Here is a 22147-nt window from a genome sequence, read left to right as displayed (position 1 = left end):
AACTTGCTCAGTTTTTCTTTCAGGCTGAGTTTCAGTGAGCGCAAAGCGCTATGATCCCATATTTGCGGCTATCGATGACATGATTGGTGCCAAATACGAAACAAAAAATGTTCCCCCACCAAAGCCGTCGAATAAGTTTTTTGCCGCGAAGCGCCTCAAGCCCCCAGAAAGCGGCTCTGCATCTCGTAAGATCCGCGAAAGAAATCGATGAATGCGCGCAGAGCTGGTCTCATCTGGCGGCGGCTTGGATAATAAAGGAACAGCCCGGCAAATGGCTGGCACCAGTCGTCAAGCACTCTGACCAGTCGTCCATCTACAAGCGCGTCGCGAACGTGATCTTCAAACAGATAGGCAAGGCCGGTGCCATTCAGAACCGTATCGAGAATCAGCCTGTCATCGTTGAGAATGAGCGGCCCTTTGATTGCCACCTCTATTTCTTTGCCGTCTTTTTCAAACTCCCAGTTATAAATCTGTCCGCTGGAAAAGCGTTGCCGCACACACCGATGCTGCATCAGATCATGCGGGTGCTCGGGGATCGCTTTCGTTTCAAAATAGGACGGCGCCCCAACAATGGCTGCGCGCAAATCGCCTGTCAGCCGGGCGCAGATCATATCAGCCTCAAGGCTTTCACCAAGCCGCATACCAGCGTCAAAACCTTCAGCAACAATGTCGGTGAGCGCACTTTCTATTGTTAAATCCAGCGTAATGTCAGGATAGGCTGCAGCGAAGGCATGAAGCCGCGGCGCAATGACAAACTGCGCTGCGATATGCGGCATCGTAATGCGCAGCATGCCCGCAGGGCGGTCGCGCGCCTCGATTGCGGCACCAAGCGCCTGATGAATTTCTTCCAGCGCCGGAGCAAGACGCTCCAGCAATTGTCGCCCCGCATCCGTGGGCCCAACACTGCGCGTGGTGCGTGATAACAACCGGATGCCAAGACTCTCTTCAAGAGCTGAGACTGCATGGCTGACCGCAGATGGCGCAATCGACAATTCACGCGCTGCGCCGCGAAAACTGCCATGGGCTGCAACGGCGGCCAAAACGGCCAGTTGGGAAAGCTGATTTCGATTCATTGTTCTAAAATATCGAATAGCCCGTGAAAATAAATCAGTATTATCGAACGCAGGACCGGAGCGTATTTTCAGCCTCGCCGGACGCTCTGCGCTTTCAGAGCACCGTGCCACCAGATTTTAAAAATTGTCCCGAAAGGAATATCCATGAAAACGCGCAAGCTTGGCCAGGATCTGACTGTCTCTGCAATCGGCCTCGGCTGCATGGGCATGAGCTATGCCTATGGTGGACAGGACGAACAGGATGCCATTGCGACATTGCACCGTGCATTTGATCTTGGCATCACATTTTTTGATACAGCCGAAGTCTACGGCCCCTACGAAAATGAAAAGCTGCTCGGCAAGGCACTGAAGCCGATCCGCGATAAAGTTACGATTGCCACAAAGTTTGGCTTTAAAATTGCAGACGGCACCCCCGTGGGTGTGGACAGCCGCCCTGAAAACATCCGCGCAGTGGCAGAGGCTTCTTTGCAACGCCTTGGCATTGAAACGATCGATCTGTTCTATCAGCATCGTGTTGATCCGAATGTACCAATCGAAGATGTCATCGGCACAATGAAAGACCTGATTGGTGAGGGTAAAATCCGCACCATCGGTCTTTCAGAAGCCGGTGCAAACACGCTGCGCCGTGCTCATGCGGTTCATCCGATTGCGGCTCTTCAGAGTGAATACTCCCTCTGGGCACGCGATCCTGAAGAGGATGTGTTGAAAATCTGCGCCGAACTTGGCATTGGTTTTGTGCCTTACAGCCCGCTGGGTCGCGGCATGCTGACGGGCAAGGTGCGTTCGCAATCTGATCTCGCAGCGGATGACTTCCGCAAGACGCTGCCACGCTTCCAACCGGGAAACCTTGAAGCCAATAACAAGCAGGTCGATCTCATCGTCGATATGGCCGCTGAAAAGCAAGTAACACCGGCACAGCTGGCACTTGCCTGGGTTCTGCATCAGGGTGATTTCATCGTACCAATCCCCGGCGCCCGCAAGGTCAATCACCTCGAAGACAATGCCGGTGCTGCAAATGTATCATTGACCAGCGATGATCTGAAACAGCTCAACAGTCTTTTTGATTTCGAAAAGATTGCAGGCAAAAGATATACGGACGCCTCGCTGGCTATGACCGGACTTTAAAACTGAGCTACTCAAACACAAGGGCGGGGATTATTCCCGCCCTTCGCATTCGCAGAATAAAACAAACATTTAGGGCGCCCTGATAAAGTAGAAAATTCTAATAAGGCTTGTCATTCTTGCGGGTGCATGCTTTTTGCGCGATATGCAAACAGGAACCATCACGAAAGTGCTTGGCATCTTTGCCATCGCCGCCGCTGCTATTGCTTGCTTCTCCCTTGTGGGGCTTGGCCTCATGTATGGGATGTATGGCGTCATCTTTATTGATGGCGTTGCGAGCATTTTTCTTCTTATCGCCTGCTCCGCCATATTCTGGTTTGCAAAGATCGACTGGCGAAAGCCAGAAACCGCAGCCATCATGATTTCATTCATGTCATTTGTGGCCATGTTTTTCGATAGCCGTGGCAACCCCGTCTACAATCAACCGCTTTCATGGCTATTCGGAAGCCCCGGCAGTCATCTTCAAATCAAAGAAATCGTCAGTCATGGCGGCGGCAGCACCGGCGTGAATTACGAATTCCAGATCGTCAATTTCTATGGCGCAATCGAACAAACGATCAGCGGCTGGTTTGTGTTTCCGCTCCGCTTTGTTGAATATCTGGTTGTGCTTTCAATCGTCACCACAATCATCACCGTCATAAGAAATCGATCCGGGAGCAACTGGCTCCCTGACAATGCCAAGCAATGATGAGCCAAACAATGATGAGGGCTAAGGGGACAGACTACCAGCCTTGAAAATCAAAGCACTGCAATCATTTCACAGTTTTTAGAATCTACTCAATGAGGGAAAAACATATGAAACGCTTCTCGCCTCGTGCGATCCTGTTCACGCTTCTGGCGGTCATCCTGCCAGTTACCGTCTTTGCACAATCTGCCGATGAGACTGACCCGAACGCTGCGATTGGCAAAATGAACGCCTATGTTTCGCTTCTCAACCGCACCATTCGCGCTTCGGAATCGCTCGACCGCTACGATAGCTGGGTCGATATGAAAAAGGGACCAACCGGCAAGGAGCGCAATGTGTATGGCCTTTATTCGCTCTATGATGTGCGCAGCGAAATTGAGGCAGCCGAAGAAGCCACAAAGGCGGACCCGAAACTCCCTGCGCTTGATGAAGCAATGGTGAGCTATATTGCGATCTATCAGAAGCTTGCCCCGGTCGTTGAAAAGGCGAGCAAATATTATGACCGCAAGGACTATAAGTCTGACAAGTTTGCCGGTGCGAAAGAGTTTCACAAGCAGATCGCGGAATATGCGCCAGAGTTCACCAAAGAACGTAAGCGTGTCGATGCGCTGCTGAGCGAGGAGAAGGCCAAGATCGATCTGGCTGAGCTTGATGCGCTTGAAAAGTCTGAGGGCAAAAAAGCCAACTGGCAGGTTCGCAATGTTATGATGCGTGCCAATGCGGTTGTTGAATTGCTGCCGGAAAACGAGAAGCCGGTTGTCGACATGGAAGCCTTTGGCAAGGCTATGGATGCCTATGCCGCCGCCGTTCGTGAAATGGATGATTACGCAACCGAACATCCAAATTCGTTCCATGTTTTTGAATCCCGTCCTGCAAGCCTGTTGGGCAAGCTGCGCGACTTCCAGGAAAAGCTAGAAAAGACTAAAGGTGACGCCCGTAAGGGCAATGTTGCCTCTGATCTCCAGTGGATCGTCAGTGACTACAACACTATGGTCACGACATCGCAAAACGCGACAATTTTTGCGAAAGACTAATTTCCTGCCGATCAAAAAGCCGGGGCATCGACCCCGGCTTTTTTGTTTGCTGTTGCGCATTACATCCGGCGCAAGGCGCGTGGTGCAAGGGTTAGCAAGCCAAGAAGCGTCATGATGAAACCCACCCAGAGTGGCGCATGAAGACCATAGCCTGTTGAGAGCGCAAATCCGCCCGCCCATGGGCCAAGACCCAGGCCAATATTGATGACGGATGCATGCATTGCATTGACCAGCGCGCCCGGATGCGCAATCCGCATGACGCGAGCAATGAAGGCTGGATTAAGCGCAATACCCGTCAGGCCGATCATGACTATCGCAAGAATCGTCGCAAACTTTAGTTCAGCAAACAGCGCGAAGATGAGCATGGCTGTCAGCATGATCAGAATGCCGATAAAGATCGTCGCAATCGTATGACGATCAGCGAAACGACCAATCACGTAATTGCCAATAATGTTTGCAGCACCATAAATCGCCAGCAAAAAGGGCAATTGCGCTTCCGGAAAGCCTGCGAGTTGCGCCGTGATCGGCGATAAATAGCTATAGACCGAGAACGAAGCACCAATCACCAGAGCGCTGGTTGCATAAGCGGCCCAAAGCCTTGGCTTTCGCATTTCATTGAGCTCAGAGCGCAGATTTACTTCACCATGATTTGGCTTAGCCTCGATTTTGAGCGCAATCACCAGCGCACAAAACAGCACCAGCACCACAATCGCCCAGAAGCTCGCACGCCAGCCAAACGCATTGCTGATAGCGGTTGCCAGCGGCACGCCAAGAACAGTGCACAGCATGAGACCAGCAAAGACCAGCGACGATGCGCGACCACGCAGTTCAGGCACGACGAGCTGCGCGGTGATCGCCAGCATCAGGCCGAAACTGGTCGCCGCTGCCATGCCGGTGAAAACACGCGCCACCAGCATCACATGAAAATTGCTGGTTGAGGCAGCCACACTTTGCCCGACAGCATAAAGGATCAGAAGCAACAGCAGCCCGCGCTTGTTTTCAATCTTCAGCGCCAGAAACACTATTGTCACCAGCGGACCACCAATCGTCATGCCCAAAGCATAGACGGAGATGAGATTGCCAATATCCGAAATCGAGCGCCCAAAAGCCTCCTGTAGCGCTGGCATCATGCCGGAAATCATCAGTTCAGACGTGGTCAGCGCAAAAATACCCAGCGTCAGGCAATAGACCACTAGCGGAATGGCGCGCGCCTGATTTGAAGACGCAGAGACCTGTTCCGCCGCAAGGGCAGAATCACACACTTGGTTCATGGGACGAATCCTATTTATATAGTCAATACTATATAATTCATATCGTCTTGCGCCGGAGCGTCAAGCAAATTATATAAACATGACTACAGAAAGGACGAAAAATGGTTCCACGCGGGCGTCCGCGCAGTTTCGACCGCGATGCTGCGCTGGAAAAAGTCATGAAAGTCTTCTGGGCGAAGGGCTATGAATGCGCCCAGATCAACGATTTCACATCGGCGATCAGCATTACGCCGCCGAGCTTTTATGCAGCCTTTGGCAACAAAGAACAGGCGTTTCGCGAGGCTGTAGACTATTATAACCGTACCATCGGTGCCGGTCCTTTCGATGCGCTCGAAAATGCGTCGACTATTCAGGACGGCATGCGCCAATGGCTGGAATTAAGTGCCGACAGCGCTTTTGCCTGCCCCGCCGGTGGCTGCATGATCAGTGTCAGCTCAATCCAGTGCAAACCGGAAAATGCCAATGTAAAGGCGTTCCTTCAACAGGTCCGTCACACCAATCATCAGCGTCTTTCAAAGCGGTTGAAGCGCGCGATGGAAGCGGGCGACTTGCCAGAGCAGACCGACATCGCGCAGATGACCGAGTTCTACCACATGGTCCAGCAGAGCATTTCTTTTGAGGCACGCGATGGCAACTCGCGCGAAGCCGTGCAGAAAATCATCGACATGGCCATGTTCGCCATGCCTGCGCATTCAGCGTATTGCGGATAAACAACAAAAAAGGCCGAGGATAAGCCCCGGCCCTTTCTACGTTATTTTTAGCGTCAAGTTAACTTTGGATGCCTGTCAACGAGGGTTTGTCTGCGCAATTTAAGCGCTTCAATATCACTCTCAAGGGAAGCGATCTTTTCGTCGATATCGTCAACACGCTCTTCGATATTTGCATAAGCCTCTTTCAGCAAAATCTTTGCTTCAGATTTATTCGAGGCACTTGGTGTATCGCCTCGAAGCGGTTTGTTTGCAGTCTCGCTGAGAAAAAATGCCGTTATTAACCCGATGATTGAAGCTGCCATCAAATAATAAGCCGGAACATACAGGCTATCTGTCGTCTCCACGAGCCACGCTGCAACTGTCGGCGTTAAACCTGCAATGATAATCGATATATTAAAGGCGCTTGCCAATGCGCTATAGCGTATTCTTGCAGGAAACAAGGCTGGCAAGGTTGACGCCATCACGCCTGTTAAGCAATTGAGGAACACGGCCAGCATCAACAAACCAGCAAAAATTTTTGGCGTGTTGTTACTCGTCACGAGATGAAATGCTGGAAGCGATAAAAACAGCAGGCCAAGGCTGCCGATCAACAAAAATGGTCTGCGTCCAAACCTGTCACTGAGGAAACCGACGACGGGTTGAACAAACAACATGCCGATCATCACAACAATGATAATCAAAACACCATGATCTTCTGAATAGCCGAGGCTTTGCGACAGATAAGTCGGCATATAGGTCAGCAACATATAATAAGTGATGTTTGTGACCAGCACCATGCCTATGCACACGGACAGCGACTTCCAGTAGTTTCGCACAATTTCCGTAAAAGAAACCATCGGACGATCTTTTATCGCATCCTGGTCTTCTTTTTCCATACGCTCAAGCTGTTGGGTAAAGGCTGGCGTTTCTTCGGCAGCATGGCGAAGGTAAAGACCGATAAGCCCCAAAGGTGCAGCGAGATAAAATGGAATCCTCCATCCCCAGTCCAGAAACGCTGCCTCTCCCATCATGGTGCTTAAGAACACCACAAGCCCAGCCCCCATCACGAAGCCCGCAATCGACCCGAAATCAAGCCAGCTGCCAAGAAAGCCTCTTCTGCGATCAGGTGCGTATTCGGCAACGAAAATGGCAGCGCCGGTATATTCTCCGCCGACCGAAAAGCCCTGAATGAGTTTACAGGCAAGCAGCAGGATTGGTGCCCATATGCCAATCGTCGCATAGGATGGAATAAGTCCAATACAGAAAGTACTGGCTGCCATGATAATGATGGTCAGCGACAAAACTTTTTGCCGCCCAAAACGATCGCCCATCACGCCGAAGAACAAGCCACCTAGCGGGCGCACCAAAAAAGGCACCGAGAACGTTGCGAGTGCTGCAATCGTCTGAATTCCGGGTGCCGCATTTGGGAAGAAAACCTGGCCTAACGCATAGGCTACAAAGCCGTAAACACCAAAGTCGAACCATTCCATTGCATTGCCAAGTGCAGCAGCGGTGATTGCTTTTTTGAGCTTAGCATTGTCGATGACTTTGATGTCTTGAATTTTTAACGGTTCAACAGCAGTTGCACCACCCGAATTATTGTCTTGCACCATTCGCGCAGCCTCTAAATTCCGCAATCATACTAATATCTTGGGATATAAAGGGGACAATTTCTAAAAGACAAGGCAAGCTGGAAGGTCGCAATAAGAAATAGCTACAAATCAGTCTGAGTTAATGGGCATGAAAAAAGCCCGGAACAACCCGGGCTTTTAGTCTTGTGCTTATCCGCGAAGGACGCCACCAGTTTGCTTGGTCACATTCGCAACAATCTGCTTCGCCAGGGCTTCCAGATCTTCATCGGTGAGCGTGCGATCCTGTGGCTGGAGAAGCACTTCGACCGCAATCGACTTCTTGCCTTCACCAAGTGAAGCGCCTGTGAACACGTCAAACACCTGTACACCCGCAATCAGCTTCTTGTCAGCAGACGAGACCGCCTTCACGACATTACCCGCTTCAACGCTTGCATCCACCACAAAGGCGAAGTCACGCTTAAGGCTCTGGAACTGCGAGAGGCTGAGCGCTGGCTTGGTGCGGGTTGCCTTGGCTTTCGGCTCAGGGATCGCATCAATATAGACTTCAAAGCCGCAGAGCGCGCCCGACACATCAAGTGCTTCCAGCGTATCCGGGTGGAATTCACCAAAATAGCCAAGCACGACCTTTGGTCCGAGTTTCAGCGTGCCTGAACGGCCCGGATGGAACCATTCAGGACCACCGGCTTCGATTTGGATGCGATCAACCGGTGCACCGGCAGCCTCAAGTGCTGCCAGCGCATCGGCCTTCGCGTCAAATACGCCAACAGGTGATGCATTGCCCGCCCAGAAACGCCCCGCGCCTTCGACACCTGCCGTGCCGCGACGGACACCGCCCGCCACACGACGCTGCTGGTCCGGCTTGTCGCCTTCATAGACGCCCGAGACTTCGAACAAGGCCGTATCGCCAAAACCACGATCCGCATTGCGCTGAGCCGCAGACAGCAGACCCGGGAGCAGCGATGGGCGCATGTCAGACATATCGGCTGCAATTGGATTTGCCAGCTTCAGTTCCGGTTTGCCGCCGCCAAAGGCTTTGGCCTGCGCTTCGGAGATGAAGGAATAAGTCACAGCTTCCATCATGCCGCGCGAAGCAAGCGTGCGGCGTGCAAGACGCGTGCGGATTTGCAGCGTTGTCAGAATACGACCATTGACCGTGCCAAGACCCGGCAGCGGCTGCGGTGCAATCTGGTTGATGCCGTGGATACGCATGACTTCTTCGACGAGATCGGCCTTGCCTTCTACGTCATTACGCCATGTTGGAACGGTCGCCTTAATAACCTTGCCGTCACCTTCAACGCCGAAGCCAAGACGCTTCAGAATGTCAAACGATTCATCATAGGACACGTCGATACCGGTGAGGCGTTTGACTTCCGAAACCGGGAAATCAATCACGCGCGCCGCTGGGGCTGTATAACCGACTACGTCGAGAACCGTCGGCTGACCGCCGCAAAGTTCAAGCACCATTTTGGTTGCAATTTCCGCACCCGGAACCATCATTTCAGGATCGACGCCCCGTTCAAAGCGATAGCGCGCATCGGTGACGATACCGAGTTCGCGGCCCGTGCGTGCGATCATACGCGGATCCCAAAGGGCCGACTCGATCAGCACATCGACGGTGTTTTCATCACAGCCCGAATGCTCGCCGCCCATGATACCGGCAATTGATTCGGGACCGTTGTCATCGGCAATCACATACATGCCCGGCTTGAACTTATGCTCACGCCCATCAAGACCGAGGATCGTCTCGCCATCCTTTGCAAGACGCACGGTCAGATTGCCCTTAACCTTGGCTGCATCAAACACATGCAGCGGACGCCCCTGATCGAAGGTCACATAATTGGTGATATCCACCAGCGCGTTAATCGGGCGCATGCCAATGTCTTTCAGGCGCTGCTGCATCCATTTCGGACTTGGGCCATTCTTAACACCCTTGACCAGACGCAGCGCAAAACCGTTACAGAACGGATTTTCAGAATCCTGATCAAGAATGATCTTAACAGGTGTCTGACCTTCGCCCTTAACCGCTTCCGGCAGAGTGTTTTTGAGCGTACCAAGGCCAGCGGCAGCCAGATCGCGTGCAATACCGCGAATGCCTGCACAGTCAGCCCGATTGGGCGTCAGGCCGATTTCAATGATCGGATCGTCAATGCCGAGATAGGCCGCGAAGCTTGTGCCAACAGGCGCATCTTCCGGCAGGTCGATAATGCCGTTATGTTCATCTGAAAGTTCCAGCTCGCGCTCGGAACACATCATGCCAAAACTTTCGACACCACGGATTTTACCAACCGAAAGCGTGACGTCAAGGCCCGGCACATAATCGCCCGGACGACCCAGAACACCGACCAGACCTGTGCGGGCATTGGGGGCACCGCAAACGACCTGAACCGGCTGGCCTTCGCCCGTATCAACGGTGAGAACGCGCAGCTTGTCGGCATCGGGGTGCTGAACAGCATTCAAAACCTTAGCGATCTTGAAAGCCTTGAATGCAGCACGATCGTCGACGCCATCCACTTCCAGACCAATATCGGTGAGTTTTTCGACGATCTGGTCGAGCGTCGCATCAGTTTCAAGGTGATCCTTGAGCCAGGAAAGTGTGAATTTCATTTCTCTGTTCCTTCCTGTCTTTACGCGCTTAGTCCGCCGAACAGCGTCGGCAAGTCGAGGGGACGGAAACCGTAATGATTGAGCCAGCGCACATCGGCATCGAAGAAGGCACGCAGATCAGGCATGCCGTATTTCAGCATGGCGATACGGTCGATCCCCATGCCCCATGCAAAGCCCTGATAGACGTCCGGATCGAAGCCGGAAGCGCGCAGCACATTCGGATGCACCATGCCGCAGCCCAGAATTTCGAGCCAGTCCGTGCCTTCGCCAAATTTCACATGCGGGCCGGAACGGTCGCACTGAATATCAACTTCCACCGATGGCTCAGTGAACGGGAAGAAGCTCGGACGCATACGCATTGTGACGTTTGGTACTTCAAAGAATGCCTTGCAGAACTCTTCCAGCACCCACTTCATATTGGCGACATTGGCCGACTTATCGACGACCAGACCTTCCACCTGATGGAACATCGGCGAATGAGTGGCGTCGGAATCCATGCGATAGGTCTTGCCCGGAATGACGATGCGAATCGGCTCGTCGCGGCCTTCCTTGTCGCGAAGTGCGGCGAACTTCTCCATCGTGTGCACCTGCACCGGCGAGGTGTGCGTGCGCAGCAGCTTGCGCTCGCCCTTCTCGTCTGGATTGAAGAAGAAGGTGTCGTGCATTTCACGCGCCGGATGACCTTCAGGGAAGTTCAGCGCCGTGAAATTGTAATAGTCAGTCTCGATATCCGAACCTTCGGCAATCGAAAAACCCATATCTGCAAAGATCGCAGTGATTTCATCGATGACCTGAGAAATCGGATGAATACGACCCCGCGACACCGCACTTTCGCGTACGGGAAGCGTCACATCAACCTTCTCACGCTCAAGGCGCGCTGCAATGGCTTGCTTGCGCAGCTCAGTCTTGCGTTCGTTGAGCGCTTCTGTGACGCGGTTCTTCAAGCCGTTGATGGCCGGCCCCTGTGCCTGGCGCTCTTCAGGCGACATGCTGCCCAGCGTTTTCAGCTTTTCAGAGACCGTACCTTTCTTGCCAAGTGCTGCAACGCGCACCGCTTCAATCGCCTGCTCGTCGCTGGCAGCAGCGATTTCGCCCATGATCGTTTGTTCGAGTTGTTCGAGATCGCTCATTGTCTATATCCCTGTCGCGCTGATCGCGCTCCACGCCTCTTGGTTACATCCCTCTCGTGTCCAAGGGACACTCGACGCCTCTTGATTTATTTCCCTGCCGTGCTTGCAGCACTCGACGCCTCTTGATTTGCTTCCCGTCGTGCTTGCAGCACTCCACGCCTCTTGTTTGGCCTCCCGCTCGTGCCAGTGGCACCAAATGCGAAAGAAAAACCCGCGCCAGCCGAGCCAGCGCGGGTTTCCCAAATTCAAAATATCACTTGGGAAGGGCTGGCTTAGCGAACAGCGCCTTCAAAAGCGTTTGGCGTCTCGGTGTTCTTAAGGTACTCGAGAGCCTTCTTTGCCGACGCAACCAGCGCACCGAATGCATCAGGTTCATGGATTGCGATGTCGGAAAGAACCTTACGGTCGATTTCGATACCTGCCTTAGCAAGACCATCGATGAAACGGCCATAGGTCAGGCCCTGCTCGCGAACAGCAGCGTTGATACGCTGAATCCAGAGCGCGCGGAACGTACGCTTGCGATTCTTGCGGTCGCGGTAAGCATACTGCTTCGAACGATCAACAGCAGCCTTAGCAGTGCGGATCGTATTCTTACGACGGCCACGGAAACCGGAAGCCTGGTCGAGAACTTTTTTGTGCTTGGCGTGGGCGGTAACGCCGCGTTTTACACGTGCCATGTTATGATCTCCTTAGAGGATAGACGGCTTAGAGGCCGTTAGGCAGGAACTGTTTTACGATCTTCGCATCTGCGTCCGAGAGCACCATGGTGCCGCGTGCATCGCGAATGAACTTGTTCGAGCGCTTGATCATGCCATGGCGCTTGCCTGCAGCCGCAGCTACAACTTTGCCAGTGCCTGTAATTTTGAACCGCTTTTTAGCAGCCGATTTGGTCTTCATCTTGGGCATTTTGCTACTCCTTTGTTTAGTCCCTGTCATGCTTGCAGCACTCCACGCCTCTTAATTTTACGATCCCCCTCGTGCCTTCGGCACTCGACGTCTCTTGTTTTAGTGGCGTCCGTATCTGCGACAGACAGAAACCTTGTTTTACTTTCAGACCGACCAAGTCTGAAAAGCATACGAAACCGCCACGGCATGCCCTGCCGGGCGGTTCGAACGCGGCCTTATAGGCTTAAAGGCCAGAAAACGCAATGCCTGAATCAGACCGAATTGGGCTGGATCATGCTTCAACATCAATAAAGTCGTAACAAAACCGGCAAAGCATGAATGTTTTGCAGATATTCAATAACCTCAAAAAATGGATAGGCCACAAAGAACACCAGTCCATCGGTGAATGTCCGATAAAGCCGATCCGGCTTTACGCGCAATTCAACTTCATCGCGAAATAGCGAGAACTTTGGGAAAAAGCGCGGCACACTCGCGCAATAAGCCTCATAGGGCTTACCGAAGTTGGCTTTGAGAAACTTCTCTTCGGTACGGATGACCATCGCAAAAGCCAGATAACACAGAACACCAAAAGCCAGCGCGATGATGATACTTCCAGTCTGTGCACCTATACCGATCGCACCGATGCTGCTGAACACATAAAGCGGATTGCGCGTCATCGAATAGGGGCCGGTCTGCACGATTTCCGCGCTTTTGCGCCCGCCAATATAAAGCGTGCACCACATACGTCCAAGAATCGCTGCTACAATGAGGCTGATGCCGAACGCTTCGATATATTCATGCAAATGACCATCGGACCGCGAGCGCACGAAAAGGAGTGCTACGACAAGAAGCCCAATGACAATGGCAATCGCAAGACGGCGTCTTTGTTGATATTTGCCCAGTTCGCTTAGTGTTTTCATGATGATCTCTAAGTGAGGATTGTTTCGGGCAGAGAAAAACCGCCCGAAGGCGGCTTTTCAAAGGCTAGAAATTATTAGATCAGCGTGGAGCCAGAACCATCATCATCTGGCGGCCTTCAAGCTTAGGCTCTGCTTCAACCTTTGCGATCTCCACAGTGTCTTCCTTGACGCGGATGAGAAGCTTCATACCAAGCTCCTGGTGCGCCATTTCACGACCACGGAAACGCAGGGTGAACTTCACCTTATCGCCATCGTCAAAGAAACGCTGCGCAGCCTTCATCTTCACTTCATAGTCATGCGTGTCGATGTTCGGTCGCATCTTAATTTCTTTGATTTCGACCGTTTTCTGCTTCTTGCGTGCTTCGGAGGCTTTTTTCTGATTCTGATACTTCAGCTTGCCGAGATCCACGATCTTGCACACAGGCGGTTCAGCGTTTGGCACGATCTCAACGAGATCGAGACCCGCTTCTTCTGCCATCGCAATGGCATCCTGCGTCGGGATACTGCCGTGGTTGTGGCCTTCGGCATCAATAAGCTGGACCCGGGGAACCCGGATATCACGGTTGGAGCGCGGTCCGTCTTTCTGGACCGGCGTCGCTCTGAACGGTCGGCGAATGGTCGTTATCTCCTGATTATTAACGATATAGGCAATTCAATTTCGTGGCCCGCGACGGCCTTTTCCGATCAAACCCCTGTTTAACGCGGAAATGTGGTCAAGCGAGCGGTAAAGTCAATAGCATCTTTGACAGGGAAAAGCACCCCCGGAAGAATAAAGGCAAAGAAAGAAGTGTTTCGGAGGTGGTAAGCGACATATCGGTCACATTCCTCAATATTTCAAGGGAGTGAGGTTTTCTCCGCCTGTCATAAATGGCAAATGAAGATCACTTGAAAAACTGCCTGCCAAATCAGGAGACGAACCATGAGCACAGCTGAACCGGATTTCATTGACGTTGATGGCGCACAGATTGCCGTCCGTAATCGTAACGGACAGGTTACGCCCGGTGTTGTCTGGCTCGGTGGCTATCGCTCCGATATGCTCGGCACCAAAGCAGTGGTTCTTGATGCGTGGGCTGAAAAGACCGGGCGGTCCGCTCTGCGCCTTGATTATTCAGGCCATGGTGAGTCGGGTGGGGACTTCAACGAGGGCACAATTTCACGCTGGCTGAATGAAAGTCTCGCAGTTTATGCAAAATATGCGAAAGGTCCGCAGATTCTGGTCGGTTCATCCATGGGCGGCTGGATCGCGCTGCGCATGGCGCAGGAACTGAAAAAGATTGGCAAATCGCCTGCCGGGATCGTGCTCATCGCACCGGCACCGGATTTTACCGCCGAGCTTGTCGAACCATCCCTGACCGATGCGCAAAAGAAAGACCTGATCGAGCAGGGCTATTTTGAAGAGCCTTCGGAATATTCACCAAACCCATACATCTATACTCGCGCGCTGATCGAAGACGGTCGCAACAATCTGGTTCTCAAAGGAATCATCGAAACCGGTTGTCCGGTACATATTCTGCAAGGGATGCAGGATGAGGCGGTGCCTTATCAGCATGCGCTCAAGCTCGTCGAGCATCTGCCGGTTGATGACGTGACGCTGACACTGGTGCGTGATGGCGATCATCGTCTGTCGCGTCCGCAGGATCTGGAACTTCTCATCCGCACCGTGTCTGGCCTCGCTGAACGCATATCTGTTGGAGAATAAGCATGCGCTTTTCGGTTTTTGCGTCTGCGGCAGTCGCTGCAATCGTTGGCTTTGGTAGTACGCTGGCGCTGATTGTTGCAGCCGCCGGTGTACTCGGTGCAACGCAAGCCGAAACCGCAAGCTGGGTGACAGCGGTGTGTCTGGCCATTGCCGGTTCATCCGCTTGGCTGAGTGTGCGTTACAAAATGCCGATTATCGCCGCATGGTCCACACCGGGACTGGCACTGATTGGTGCAAGCGTCGGCTTCACTATGCCAGAAGCGGTCGGCGCATTCATCGTAACAGCGCTAGCGCTGATCCTGACCGGGCTGATCCGTCCACTTTCGACACTGGTTGCGCGCATTCCGGCATCCGTCGCATCGGGCATGCTGGCAGGTGTATTGCTGAGTTTTGTGATTGCAGCTGCGAAATCCGTTTCGCTTGATCCTGCTTTTGTACTGCCTCTGGTGGCTTTATTCTTCATCGTGCGGCTGTTTAATCCGTCGCTCGCGGTCATTGCCGTGCTTGTGCTTGGCATGGCCTATGCCCTGATGTCCGCGCGTGTACCCGAATTGCCTGCACCGGAGATTTCGACGCTCACACTGATCTGGCCGGAGTTTCACATCGGCGCGATGATCGGCATCGCTTTGCCGCTTTATATCGTGACCATGGCCTCGCAAAATCTGCCGGGCTTTGCGGTATTGCGCGCCTCCGGCTATGAGCCGCCGACCAGCGCCGCGCTGCGTGTAACCGGATTTTTCTCACTGCTGACCGCGCCCTTTGGAGCCGCAACCAGCAATCTTGCAGCTATTTCAGCGGCGCTTTGCACCAATCCCGATGCGCATCCGGACCCTAAAAAGCGCTGGATGACCGGCCCGGTCTATGCGGTTTATTATGTCATCTTTGCGCTGTTTGGTGCTTCGCTGGTGGCGATCTTCGCCGTTCTGCCTGTCACCCTCATTGCGCTGGTTGCTGGCCTTGCGCTGAGTGGCCCGTTCATCAATGCCATGGCACTGGCGCTTAAAGTTGAAGAAGAGCGCCTTGCGGCCATTGTCACCTTCGCAGTGACTGCCTCCGGCATTGCCTTTTTTGGCGTTGGTTCTGCTTTCTGGGCGCTGGTTGCCGGACTTGGAGTAGCCGCACTCGAACATTTACGTAAAAAATTTCCGAGATAATCACATTGCTTAGCGCCCGTTTGGCGGGAGCAGGCAGGCGATATTCTTGAAAAGCCGCAATTGGTTTACCACGTCAATTTCAAGCCGCGAGATCAACAAACGGCCCTGAATGAAACGGAGTAGACCATGACAAATTCTGCATTGATCCGCCCCGCATGGACACCAGCGACAATTGCGCTGATGGTGCTGGGCTTTATCTTCTTCTGGCCGCTTGGCCTCGCCATGCTTGCCTATATCATCTGGGGCGACCGCCTCGGTGATTTTAAACGTAGCGTCAACGAAAAGACCGACTCTGTGTTTGGCTCTTTCCGCAATTGTAGCAAAAGCGAAAGCTTTAATTTTGGCGGCACCACCGGCAATGCTGCATTCGATGAATGGCGTCGCGAAGAACTCGACCGGTTGGCCGCAGAACGCCGCAAGCTGGAAGAAGCCCGCGCCGAGTTTGAAGCCTATGCCACAGAACTTCGCCGCGCCCGCGACAAGGAAGAGTTTGACCGCTTCATGAATGAGCGCCGCGCTTCGGCAAAGAAAAACGACGGCGGCGACGTAACCACGATCTAGTGGCTACAACCCTGATCTGAACTGTAAACGGCGCGGGCTTTGTCTGCGCCGTTTTGCTTGGAACATTAAAAATCTCTGGATTTTTATGCGAATCACCTATCTTTAAAGCATGGGTTTTTCCTTATTTCGATCTGCAGCCAAAAAGCCGTCTGTCGTCACACGCGAACGTATGCATGCGGTCGCAGGCCGCGAACTGACTTTGCGCGTGTTGGAAAACCCTCGCGCCAAACGCCTGACACTGCGGATTGAGACCGGCGGCAAAGGGCTACGCGTTACCATCCCACCCGGCCTACCCGACCGCGAAGTTCAGAGTTTTCTGGTCCGTCATCAGGGCTGGATTGAAAGCCGCATTGCGAAAATGCCTGATCAGGCTGGCCTTCGTGCCGGTGTGAAAATACCCATTCGCGGGGTGCCGCATCTCATCACCCATCAGTCCGGACGCGGTACGGTGGATTTGCTGGAAGGCAATATTCTGCTCGTTCATGGAGATCCCGCGCATCTTTCGCGGCGTATCGCCGATTACCTCAAGCGTGAAGTCAAACGCGATATTGAACAGCTTGTTGCCCGTCACACGGCAACCGTGGGCCGTAAAGCCAAAGCGGTCCGGTTCAAAGATACCAAAAGCCGCTGGGGATCGTGTACGTCCGATGGTGTGCTTTCTTTTTCGTGGCGTATCGGCATGGCGCCTGCGCCCGTCATTAATTATCTCGTCGCCCATGAAGTGGCCCATCTGATTGAGATGAACCACGGGCCGAAATTCTGGAAACTCTGCCATGAGCTTTGCCCTGATACAGAGCGTTGCAAAGCATGGCTGAAGCGCAATGGCAGCGCATTACAGGCTATCGATTTTACATGACATCAGACATTCAAACTGCTGCACGGGCGCTGTGGGATTACCATTGCCTCTCCGATGAACCTGTTGCCGCCGATGTGATTATCGGTCTTGGCAGCTACGACACCCGCGTTGCGAAATATGCGGCCGATCTTTATCTGCAAGGCTTTGCCAACTGGCTCATGTTCACAGGCCACAGCGGCAACTGGACCAAAGGGCTTTACAAGGCTTCAGAGGCCGAAGCCTTTGCCGAAATAGCCATCGCTGAAGGTGTGCCGGAAGAGGCTATCATCATTGAACCGAAAGCGACCAATATCGGCGAGAACATTCTTTTCGCGCGCGACATCATGGCTGCAGGAACAATCAGCCCGATCTTTGTGACCAAACCGCAGACCCAGCGCCGGGTGCGCGCAACCGTTGACCGGCAATGGCCGGAAGCACGTGCATTTGTCACTGCACCCGCGACCTCTTTTAGAGATCAACCAACAGCAGGTCATGATTTTGAAAAGCTGGTGCGCGAGATGGTGGGTGATCTGCGCCGCATTCTCGAATATCCGGCACTTGGCTTTCAGGTTGCACAAGCCGTTCCTCTTGAGGTCATGGAAGCCTATGATTACCTCATAGCACAGGGCTATGATGACGCGGCTCCTCGCGTTGAGGCCGGAACAGCTTGAGTCGGCCCGCAATATGTGCGACGGAAACGCCATGGTTTTTGATATAAAAATATGCGGCCTTAAAACGCCGGAAGCAGTCGCTGCTGCGCTTGATGGCGGTGCGACGCATATTGGCTTTATCTTCTTTCCCAAAAGCCCCCGGCACTTACCCCCTGCCGACGCCGGTCGTCTGCGCGAGGCAGCGAGAGGCCGTGCCAAAGTGGTTGCCGTCACCGTTGATGCGGATGATGAAGTGCTTGATGAAATCATGCGTGAATTGCAGCCAGACATGCTGCAACTCCATGGCCATGAAACGCCGGCACGTGTAACGCAAATCAAGGCTCGTTACGGCCTGCCGGTAATCAAAGCCTTTGCCATTCGCGAGGCCGGGGATTTTCAGGTGATCGCGCCCTATCAGGGCATTGCTGATCGCTTTCTTTTTGATGCCAAACCGCCGAAAGGTTCTGACCTTCCGGGTGGCAATGGTGTATCCTTTGACTGGGCATTGCTCGACGCGCTTGACGACAGTGTCGATTACATGCTTTCCGGTGGACTGAACGCGGGCAACATTGCCGAGGCGCTGCACAAAACGCGTGCGCCGGGTATCGATGTGTCGTCCGGCGTAGAGCGCGTACCCGGTCAAAAGGATGTGCGTCTTATCAATGAATTTTTTCAGGCAGTGTCTGATGCCAGACAATAGCCTGCACATGACGGAGTGGCAGCAGTGAACAAGCCGGTTGAACCCAATTCCTACAAAACAGGCCCGGACGAAGAAGGCATGTTCGGCATTTTTGGCGGACGCTTTGTCGCCGAAACGCTGATGCCGCTGATCCTCGAATTGCAGGAAGCCTATGAGACGGCAAAGAACGATCCTGAATTTCAGGCGGAGCTTTCCAATCTCTCGACCTATTATGCTGGTCGCCCTTCCAAGCTTTATTATGCCGAAGGCCTGACCAAACATCTGGGCGGCGCGAAGATTTACTTCAAGCGCGAAGACCTGAACCATACTGGTAGCCATAAGATCAACAATTGCCTTGGCCAGATTCTGCTTGCCAAGCGCATGGGCAAGACCCGCATCATCGCTGAAACCGGCGCTGGTCAGCATGGCGTTGCATCAGCCACTGTTGCAGCGCGTTTTGGCCTGCCTTGCGTGGTCTATATGGGTGCCACTGACGTTGAGCGTCAAAAGCCAAATGTTTTCCGCATGAAGCTGCTGGGCGCTGAAGTAAAACCGGTGACAGCTGGCAATGGCACACTCAAAGACGCGATGAACGAAGCGCTGCGAGACTGGGTCACCAATGTTGAAGACACCTATTATCTGATCGGCACCGCTGCTGGTCCTCATCCTTATCCGGAACTGGTGCGCGATTTTCAGTCGGTGATTGGCACAGAAGCGCGCAAACAGATTCTCGAGCTGGAAGGCCGTCTGCCAGACGTGATCGTCGCTGCTGTTGGCGGTGGATCGAACGCAATCGGCCTGTTCCATCCGTTCCTCGATGACAAGTCAGTCAAAATCGTCGGTATTGAAGCAGGCGGTCGCGGCCTTGAGGGTGTGGAGCATTGCGCATCGATGAGCGCTGGCAGCCCCGGTGTTCTGCATGGCAACCGCACTTATTTATTGCAGAATGAAGACGGCCAGATTCTTGAAGGCCATTCGGTTTCCGCAGGTCTTGACTATCCGGGCGTTGGTCCTGAGCATTCATGGCTGAAGGATTCAGGCCGCGTTGACTATGTGCCAATCCTCGACGACGAAGCGCTCGACGCTTTCCAGCTTTGCACCCGCGTTGAAGGCATTATCCCGGCGCTTGAATCCGCGCATGCGATTGCGCAAGCCGTGAAAATGGCCCCCACCATGGGCAAAGATCAGCTGATGATCGTCAATCTCTCCGGTCGCGGCGACAAGGATGTTCATACGGTCGGGCAGCTGCTCGGCATGGACATGTGAGGATTGCATGAGCAAGGCCGTTGTTGACACCAATGCTTACAGACCGCGCGCCGCATGGTTCGACGGACTGACGGAGTGTGGTCCGGCAACAATCAAGCTCAACATCATCGAAGCTGATCCTTCCAATCCGCTTGCTGAAGCCGCTCTCGGCATTGCCCGCAGGCAGATCGCATCTGTTGCAGAAAAGCTGGAGCATACGCCGCATCTGGGTGCTGGCTTTGCCATTCTGCATCAGGGCGAAGAAAGCCTGTGGCTGCTTCTGCACTGGTGGCTGGAAGGTGGCATCGCAACGCAGATTCTCTGGCAGTCCGAACTCAGTGACGAGATCGAATTCGAACCAGCGCAGCCTCTCTTGATGGCATGCGTTTGGGAGCTGGGAATCATTGACTTTGAACGGCGCGCCTGGATGGAGACAGTTATGTCCGGCCAATCCACCGCCGATTATCTTACGCGCATTTTGCCACGGGGCACGGTATGACCACACGCATCGACACCAAATTCGCATCGCTCAAGTCCGAAGGACGTCCAGCGCTGGTTACCTATTTCATGGGCGGCGACCCGGATTATGCGACATCGCTCGCCGTTATGAAAGCACTTCCAAAAGCAGGCTCCGATGTGATCGAGCTTGGTATGCCGTTTTCTGATCCGATGGCTGATGGCCCTGCCATTCAAGCGGCTGGTCTGCGCGCACTCAATGCCGGTCAGACGCTCAAAAAGACCCTGCAACTGGCTGCCGACTTCCGCAAGGAAGACGACACCACGCCAATCGTGCTGATGGGTTATTACAACCCGATCTATATCTATGGCGTCGAGCGCTTTCTTGCCGATGCAAAAATATCCGGCATTGACGGTTTCATTATCGTCGATCTGCCGTCCGAAATGGACAAGGAACTCTGCATTCCGGCAACGGATGCGGGTCTCAATTTCATCCGCCTGACGACCCCAACCACCGACGACAAGCGTCTGCCGAAAGTGCTGCATAATTCGTCGGGCTTTGTCTATTATGTCTCAATGAACGGCATTACTGGCTCGGCGATTGCCGATACAAGCCGCGTTGCCGATGCTGTCCGGCACATTAAGAAAAGCACCGATCTGCCAATTTGTGTGGGCTTTGGCGTGAAGACCCCGGAACAGGCCGCAGCCATTGCGGAAGCTGCTGACGGCGTGGTTGTGGGTACTGCAATCGTCAATGCTGTGGCGCTCGAGCTCGATGAAAATGGCAAGGTAAAGGGCGATCCGGTAGCCGCTGTGACCAAACTTGTCAGTGCATTGGCGGCAAGTGTTCGCGCAACACGCCTTGAAGCTGCCCAATAAATCGTCCATTTAGGCAGCTCGTTAGTTTAGAAGAAGAAACGGAAGCAAACGTCATGAACTGGATCACCAACTACGTTCGTCCAAAGATCAATTCGATGCTCGGACGTCGCGAGATGCCGGAAAATCTTTGGATCAAGGATCCATCGACCGGCGAAATGGTGTTCCATAAGGACCTTGAAAGCAATCAGTTCGTGATTCCGGGTTCGGGCCATCACATGCGCATCAAGGCCAAGGACCGCCTGCGTTTCTTCTTCGACAATGGCGAATACACAGCACTGGAAAGCCCGAAGGTTCCAACCGATCCGCTGAAATTCCGTGATGAAAAGAAATATATCGACCGTCTGAAAGACTATCGTGCGCGCACCGGCATGGAAGACGCAATCATCAATGGTCTTGGCACGATTGAAGGCCTGCCAATTGTCGCAACCGTGCAGGATTTCGGCTTCATGGGCGGATCGCTCGGCATGGGTGCCGGTGAAGCGATCATTCAGGCCTTCATGAAGGCTATTGAACTCAAGCGTCCGCTGGTTCTGTTTGCAGCCTCCGGTGGCGCACGTATGCAGGAAGGCATTCTGTCGCTCATGCAGCTTCCACGCACCACTGTTGCGGTCGAAATGCTTAAAGAAGCAGGCCTGCCTTACATCGTCGTTCTCACCAACCCGACAACGGGCGGCGTGACGGCTTCCTATGCGATGCTTGGCGATATTCACATTGCAGAACCCGGCGCTCTGATCGGCTTTGCTGGTCCACGCGTGATCGAGCAGACCATTCGCGAAAAGCTGCCAGAAGGCTTCCAGAGCGCTGAATATCTGATGGAACATGGCATGGTCGATATGGTTTGCTCGCGCCTTGAGCTCAAATCAACCATCGCAAGCCTGCTCAAAATCATGACCCGTCAGCCCGCCAATATGGATGCACCGGTCAAAGCACCTGCGCCAAAGAAGCCAGAAGCTGACAGCAAGGCGGCTTAATCGTGACAGGAAA

Annotated in this window: 23 protein-coding genes; 14 read left to right on the top strand and 9 right to left on the bottom strand. The window is 53.5% G+C overall.

Annotation, left to right across the window (positions count from 1 at the left end):
• Positions 1–155 precede the first annotated feature (155 nt).
• Positions 156–1073 (bottom strand): LysR family transcriptional regulator, encoded by a 918-nt coding sequence (locus U2P60_RS09715; protein ID WP_413572387.1) that lies wholly within the window; start codon positions 1071–1073, stop codon positions 156–158.
• A gap of 144 nt (positions 1074–1217) precedes the next feature.
• Here U2P60_RS09715 and U2P60_RS09710 point away from each other — a divergent pair, with 144 nt between their 5' ends.
• The 3 genes from U2P60_RS09710 to U2P60_RS09700 all read left to right on the top strand — a co-directional run bounded on the left by U2P60_RS09710 (position 1218) and on the right by U2P60_RS09700 (position 3914).
• The gene (locus U2P60_RS09710; protein ID WP_413572385.1) at positions 1218–2198 is read left to right on the top strand and encodes an aldo/keto reductase; all 981 of its coding nucleotides are present in this window, start codon (positions 1218–1220) and stop codon (positions 2196–2198) included.
• Between the two features lie 142 nt (positions 2199–2340).
• Positions 2341–2883: a hypothetical protein gene (locus U2P60_RS09705; RefSeq protein ID WP_413573746.1), complete on the top strand. Its 543-nt coding sequence runs from the start codon at positions 2341–2343 to the stop codon at positions 2881–2883.
• A gap of 107 nt (positions 2884–2990) precedes the next feature.
• Positions 2991–3914 (top strand): YiiG family protein, encoded by a 924-nt coding sequence (locus U2P60_RS09700; RefSeq protein ID WP_413572384.1) that lies wholly within the window; start codon positions 2991–2993, stop codon positions 3912–3914.
• Between the two features lie 59 nt (positions 3915–3973).
• Here U2P60_RS09700 and U2P60_RS09695 read toward each other — a convergent pair whose 3' ends face one another.
• The gene (locus U2P60_RS09695; protein WP_413572383.1) at positions 3974–5185 is read right to left on the bottom strand and encodes an MFS transporter; all 1212 of its coding nucleotides are present in this window, start codon (positions 5183–5185) and stop codon (positions 3974–3976) included.
• Positions 5186–5286: 101 nt separating this feature from the next.
• On the opposite strand from U2P60_RS09695, the gene U2P60_RS09690 reads away from it, so the two are divergent.
• Positions 5287–5895: a TetR/AcrR family transcriptional regulator gene (locus U2P60_RS09690; RefSeq protein ID WP_413572382.1), complete on the top strand. Its 609-nt coding sequence runs from the start codon at positions 5287–5289 to the stop codon at positions 5893–5895.
• Between the two features lie 53 nt (positions 5896–5948).
• Here U2P60_RS09690 and proP read toward each other — a convergent pair whose 3' ends face one another.
• The 7 genes from proP to infC all read right to left on the bottom strand — a co-directional run bounded on the left by proP (position 5949) and on the right by infC (position 13621).
• Complete coding sequence (gene proP, locus U2P60_RS09685; protein ID WP_413572381.1) at positions 5949–7487, bottom strand: glycine betaine/L-proline transporter ProP; 1539 nt, start codon at positions 7485–7487, stop codon at positions 5949–5951.
• Positions 7488–7655: 168 nt separating this feature from the next.
• The gene (gene pheT, locus U2P60_RS09680; RefSeq protein ID WP_413572380.1) at positions 7656–10070 is read right to left on the bottom strand and encodes a phenylalanine--tRNA ligase subunit beta; all 2415 of its coding nucleotides are present in this window, start codon (positions 10068–10070) and stop codon (positions 7656–7658) included.
• 20 nt (positions 10071–10090) lie between these two features.
• On the bottom strand, positions 10091–11200 hold the full coding sequence (gene pheS, locus U2P60_RS09675; RefSeq protein ID WP_413572379.1) for a phenylalanine--tRNA ligase subunit alpha: 1110 nt from the start codon (positions 11198–11200) through the stop codon (positions 10091–10093).
• A gap of 272 nt (positions 11201–11472) precedes the next feature.
• A complete protein-coding gene (rplT, locus tag U2P60_RS09670; RefSeq protein ID WP_007872656.1) occupies positions 11473–11877 on the bottom strand; it encodes a 50S ribosomal protein L20 in 405 nt (134 codons plus the stop codon).
• Between the two features lie 28 nt (positions 11878–11905).
• Entirely contained in the window at positions 11906–12106 is a 201-nt protein-coding gene (gene rpmI, locus U2P60_RS09665) for a 50S ribosomal protein L35 (RefSeq protein ID WP_007872654.1), read from the bottom strand.
• 284 nt (positions 12107–12390) lie between these two features.
• The gene (locus U2P60_RS09660) at positions 12391–13005 is read right to left on the bottom strand and encodes a methyltransferase family protein (RefSeq protein WP_413572378.1); all 615 of its coding nucleotides are present in this window, start codon (positions 13003–13005) and stop codon (positions 12391–12393) included.
• A 79-nt stretch (positions 13006–13084) separates the two neighbouring features.
• A complete protein-coding gene (gene infC, locus U2P60_RS09655; RefSeq protein ID WP_250039469.1) occupies positions 13085–13621 on the bottom strand; it encodes a translation initiation factor IF-3 in 537 nt (178 codons plus the stop codon).
• Between the two features lie 303 nt (positions 13622–13924).
• Between infC and U2P60_RS09650 the strand changes: the two genes are divergently transcribed.
• The 10 genes from U2P60_RS09650 to accD all read left to right on the top strand — a co-directional run bounded on the left by U2P60_RS09650 (position 13925) and on the right by accD (position 22134).
• Complete coding sequence (locus tag U2P60_RS09650; protein ID WP_413572377.1) at positions 13925–14704, top strand: alpha/beta hydrolase; 780 nt, start codon at positions 13925–13927, stop codon at positions 14702–14704.
• Between the two features lie 2 nt (positions 14705–14706).
• Positions 14707–15858 (top strand): benzoate/H(+) symporter BenE family transporter, encoded by a 1152-nt coding sequence (locus tag U2P60_RS09645; RefSeq protein WP_313827584.1) that lies wholly within the window; start codon positions 14707–14709, stop codon positions 15856–15858.
• A gap of 126 nt (positions 15859–15984) precedes the next feature.
• Positions 15985–16419: a DUF2852 domain-containing protein gene (locus U2P60_RS09640; protein ID WP_413572376.1), complete on the top strand. Its 435-nt coding sequence runs from the start codon at positions 15985–15987 to the stop codon at positions 16417–16419.
• A 109-nt stretch (positions 16420–16528) separates the two neighbouring features.
• Positions 16529–17275, top strand: a complete 747-nt coding sequence (locus tag U2P60_RS09635) for a M48 family metallopeptidase (RefSeq protein WP_313827582.1) — start codon at positions 16529–16531, stop codon at positions 17273–17275.
• Entirely contained in the window at positions 17272–17925 is a 654-nt protein-coding gene (locus U2P60_RS09630) for a YdcF family protein (protein ID WP_413572375.1), read from the top strand. The genes U2P60_RS09635 and U2P60_RS09630 overlap by 4 nt, the downstream gene beginning before the upstream one ends.
• A 31-nt stretch (positions 17926–17956) precedes the next feature.
• Positions 17957–18604, top strand: a complete 648-nt coding sequence (locus tag U2P60_RS09625) for a phosphoribosylanthranilate isomerase (protein ID WP_413572374.1) — start codon at positions 17957–17959, stop codon at positions 18602–18604.
• A 24-nt stretch (positions 18605–18628) separates the two neighbouring features.
• On the top strand, positions 18629–19849 hold the full coding sequence (gene trpB / locus U2P60_RS09620; protein ID WP_313827578.1) for a tryptophan synthase subunit beta: 1221 nt from the start codon (positions 18629–18631) through the stop codon (positions 19847–19849).
• A 7-nt stretch (positions 19850–19856) separates the two neighbouring features.
• Positions 19857–20327: a hypothetical protein gene (locus tag U2P60_RS09615; protein ID WP_313827577.1), complete on the top strand. Its 471-nt coding sequence runs from the start codon at positions 19857–19859 to the stop codon at positions 20325–20327.
• Complete coding sequence (gene trpA / locus U2P60_RS09610) at positions 20324–21163, top strand: tryptophan synthase subunit alpha (RefSeq protein WP_413572373.1); 840 nt, start codon at positions 20324–20326, stop codon at positions 21161–21163. The genes U2P60_RS09615 and trpA overlap by 4 nt, the downstream gene beginning before the upstream one ends.
• Before the next feature lie 53 nt (positions 21164–21216).
• Positions 21217–22134: an acetyl-CoA carboxylase, carboxyltransferase subunit beta gene (gene accD, locus U2P60_RS09605; RefSeq protein ID WP_313827575.1), complete on the top strand. Its 918-nt coding sequence runs from the start codon at positions 21217–21219 to the stop codon at positions 22132–22134.
• The last annotated feature ends 13 nt before the right edge of the window (positions 22135–22147 follow it).

It is taken from the genome of Brucella sp. H1_1004 (assembly GCF_047308065.1).
Lineage (GTDB): Bacteria > Pseudomonadota > Alphaproteobacteria > Rhizobiales > Rhizobiaceae > Brucella > Brucella pseudogrignonensis_B.
Note: the sequence above shows the minus strand (reverse complement) of the source record. Positions and strands in the feature narration are given on the sequence as shown.

Excerpts from the sequence above, each read along its gene's own strand:
- U2P60_RS09715 (WP_413572387.1), bottom strand. The coding sequence starts at position 1,073 with ATGAATCGAAATCAGCTTTCCCAACTGGCCGTTTTGGCCGCCGTTGCA.
- U2P60_RS09710 (WP_413572385.1), top strand. The coding sequence starts at position 1,218 with ATGAAAACGCGCAAGCTTGGCCAGGATCTGACTGTCTCTGCAATCGGC.
- U2P60_RS09705 (WP_413573746.1), top strand. The coding sequence starts at position 2,341 with ATGCAAACAGGAACCATCACGAAAGTGCTTGGCATCTTTGCCATCGCC.
- U2P60_RS09700 (WP_413572384.1), top strand. The coding sequence starts at position 2,991 with ATGAAACGCTTCTCGCCTCGTGCGATCCTGTTCACGCTTCTGGCGGTC.
- U2P60_RS09695 (WP_413572383.1), bottom strand. The coding sequence starts at position 5,185 with ATGAACCAAGTGTGTGATTCTGCCCTTGCGGCGGAACAGGTCTCTGCG.
- U2P60_RS09690 (WP_413572382.1), top strand. The coding sequence starts at position 5,287 with ATGGTTCCACGCGGGCGTCCGCGCAGTTTCGACCGCGATGCTGCGCTG.
- proP (WP_413572381.1), bottom strand. The coding sequence starts at position 7,487 with ATGGTGCAAGACAATAATTCGGGTGGTGCAACTGCTGTTGAACCGTTA.
- pheT (WP_413572380.1), bottom strand. The coding sequence starts at position 10,070 with ATGAAATTCACACTTTCCTGGCTCAAGGATCACCTTGAAACTGATGCG.
- pheS (WP_413572379.1), bottom strand. The coding sequence starts at position 11,200 with ATGAGCGATCTCGAACAACTCGAACAAACGATCATGGGCGAAATCGCT.
- rplT (WP_007872656.1), bottom strand. The coding sequence starts at position 11,877 with ATGGCACGTGTAAAACGCGGCGTTACCGCCCACGCCAAGCACAAAAAA.
- rpmI (WP_007872654.1), bottom strand. The coding sequence starts at position 12,106 with ATGCCCAAGATGAAGACCAAATCGGCTGCTAAAAAGCGGTTCAAAATT.
- U2P60_RS09660 (WP_413572378.1), bottom strand. The coding sequence starts at position 13,005 with ATGAAAACACTAAGCGAACTGGGCAAATATCAACAAAGACGCCGTCTT.
- U2P60_RS09650 (WP_413572377.1), top strand. The coding sequence starts at position 13,925 with ATGAGCACAGCTGAACCGGATTTCATTGACGTTGATGGCGCACAGATT.
- U2P60_RS09645 (WP_313827584.1), top strand. The coding sequence starts at position 14,707 with ATGCGCTTTTCGGTTTTTGCGTCTGCGGCAGTCGCTGCAATCGTTGGC.
- U2P60_RS09640 (WP_413572376.1), top strand. The coding sequence starts at position 15,985 with ATGACAAATTCTGCATTGATCCGCCCCGCATGGACACCAGCGACAATT.
- U2P60_RS09635 (WP_313827582.1), top strand. The coding sequence starts at position 16,529 with ATGGGTTTTTCCTTATTTCGATCTGCAGCCAAAAAGCCGTCTGTCGTC.
- U2P60_RS09630 (WP_413572375.1), top strand. The coding sequence starts at position 17,272 with ATGACATCAGACATTCAAACTGCTGCACGGGCGCTGTGGGATTACCAT.
- U2P60_RS09625 (WP_413572374.1), top strand. The coding sequence starts at position 17,957 with ATGGTTTTTGATATAAAAATATGCGGCCTTAAAACGCCGGAAGCAGTC.
- U2P60_RS09615 (WP_313827577.1), top strand. The coding sequence starts at position 19,857 with ATGAGCAAGGCCGTTGTTGACACCAATGCTTACAGACCGCGCGCCGCA.
- trpA (WP_413572373.1), top strand. The coding sequence starts at position 20,324 with ATGACCACACGCATCGACACCAAATTCGCATCGCTCAAGTCCGAAGGA.
- accD (WP_313827575.1), top strand. The coding sequence starts at position 21,217 with ATGAACTGGATCACCAACTACGTTCGTCCAAAGATCAATTCGATGCTC.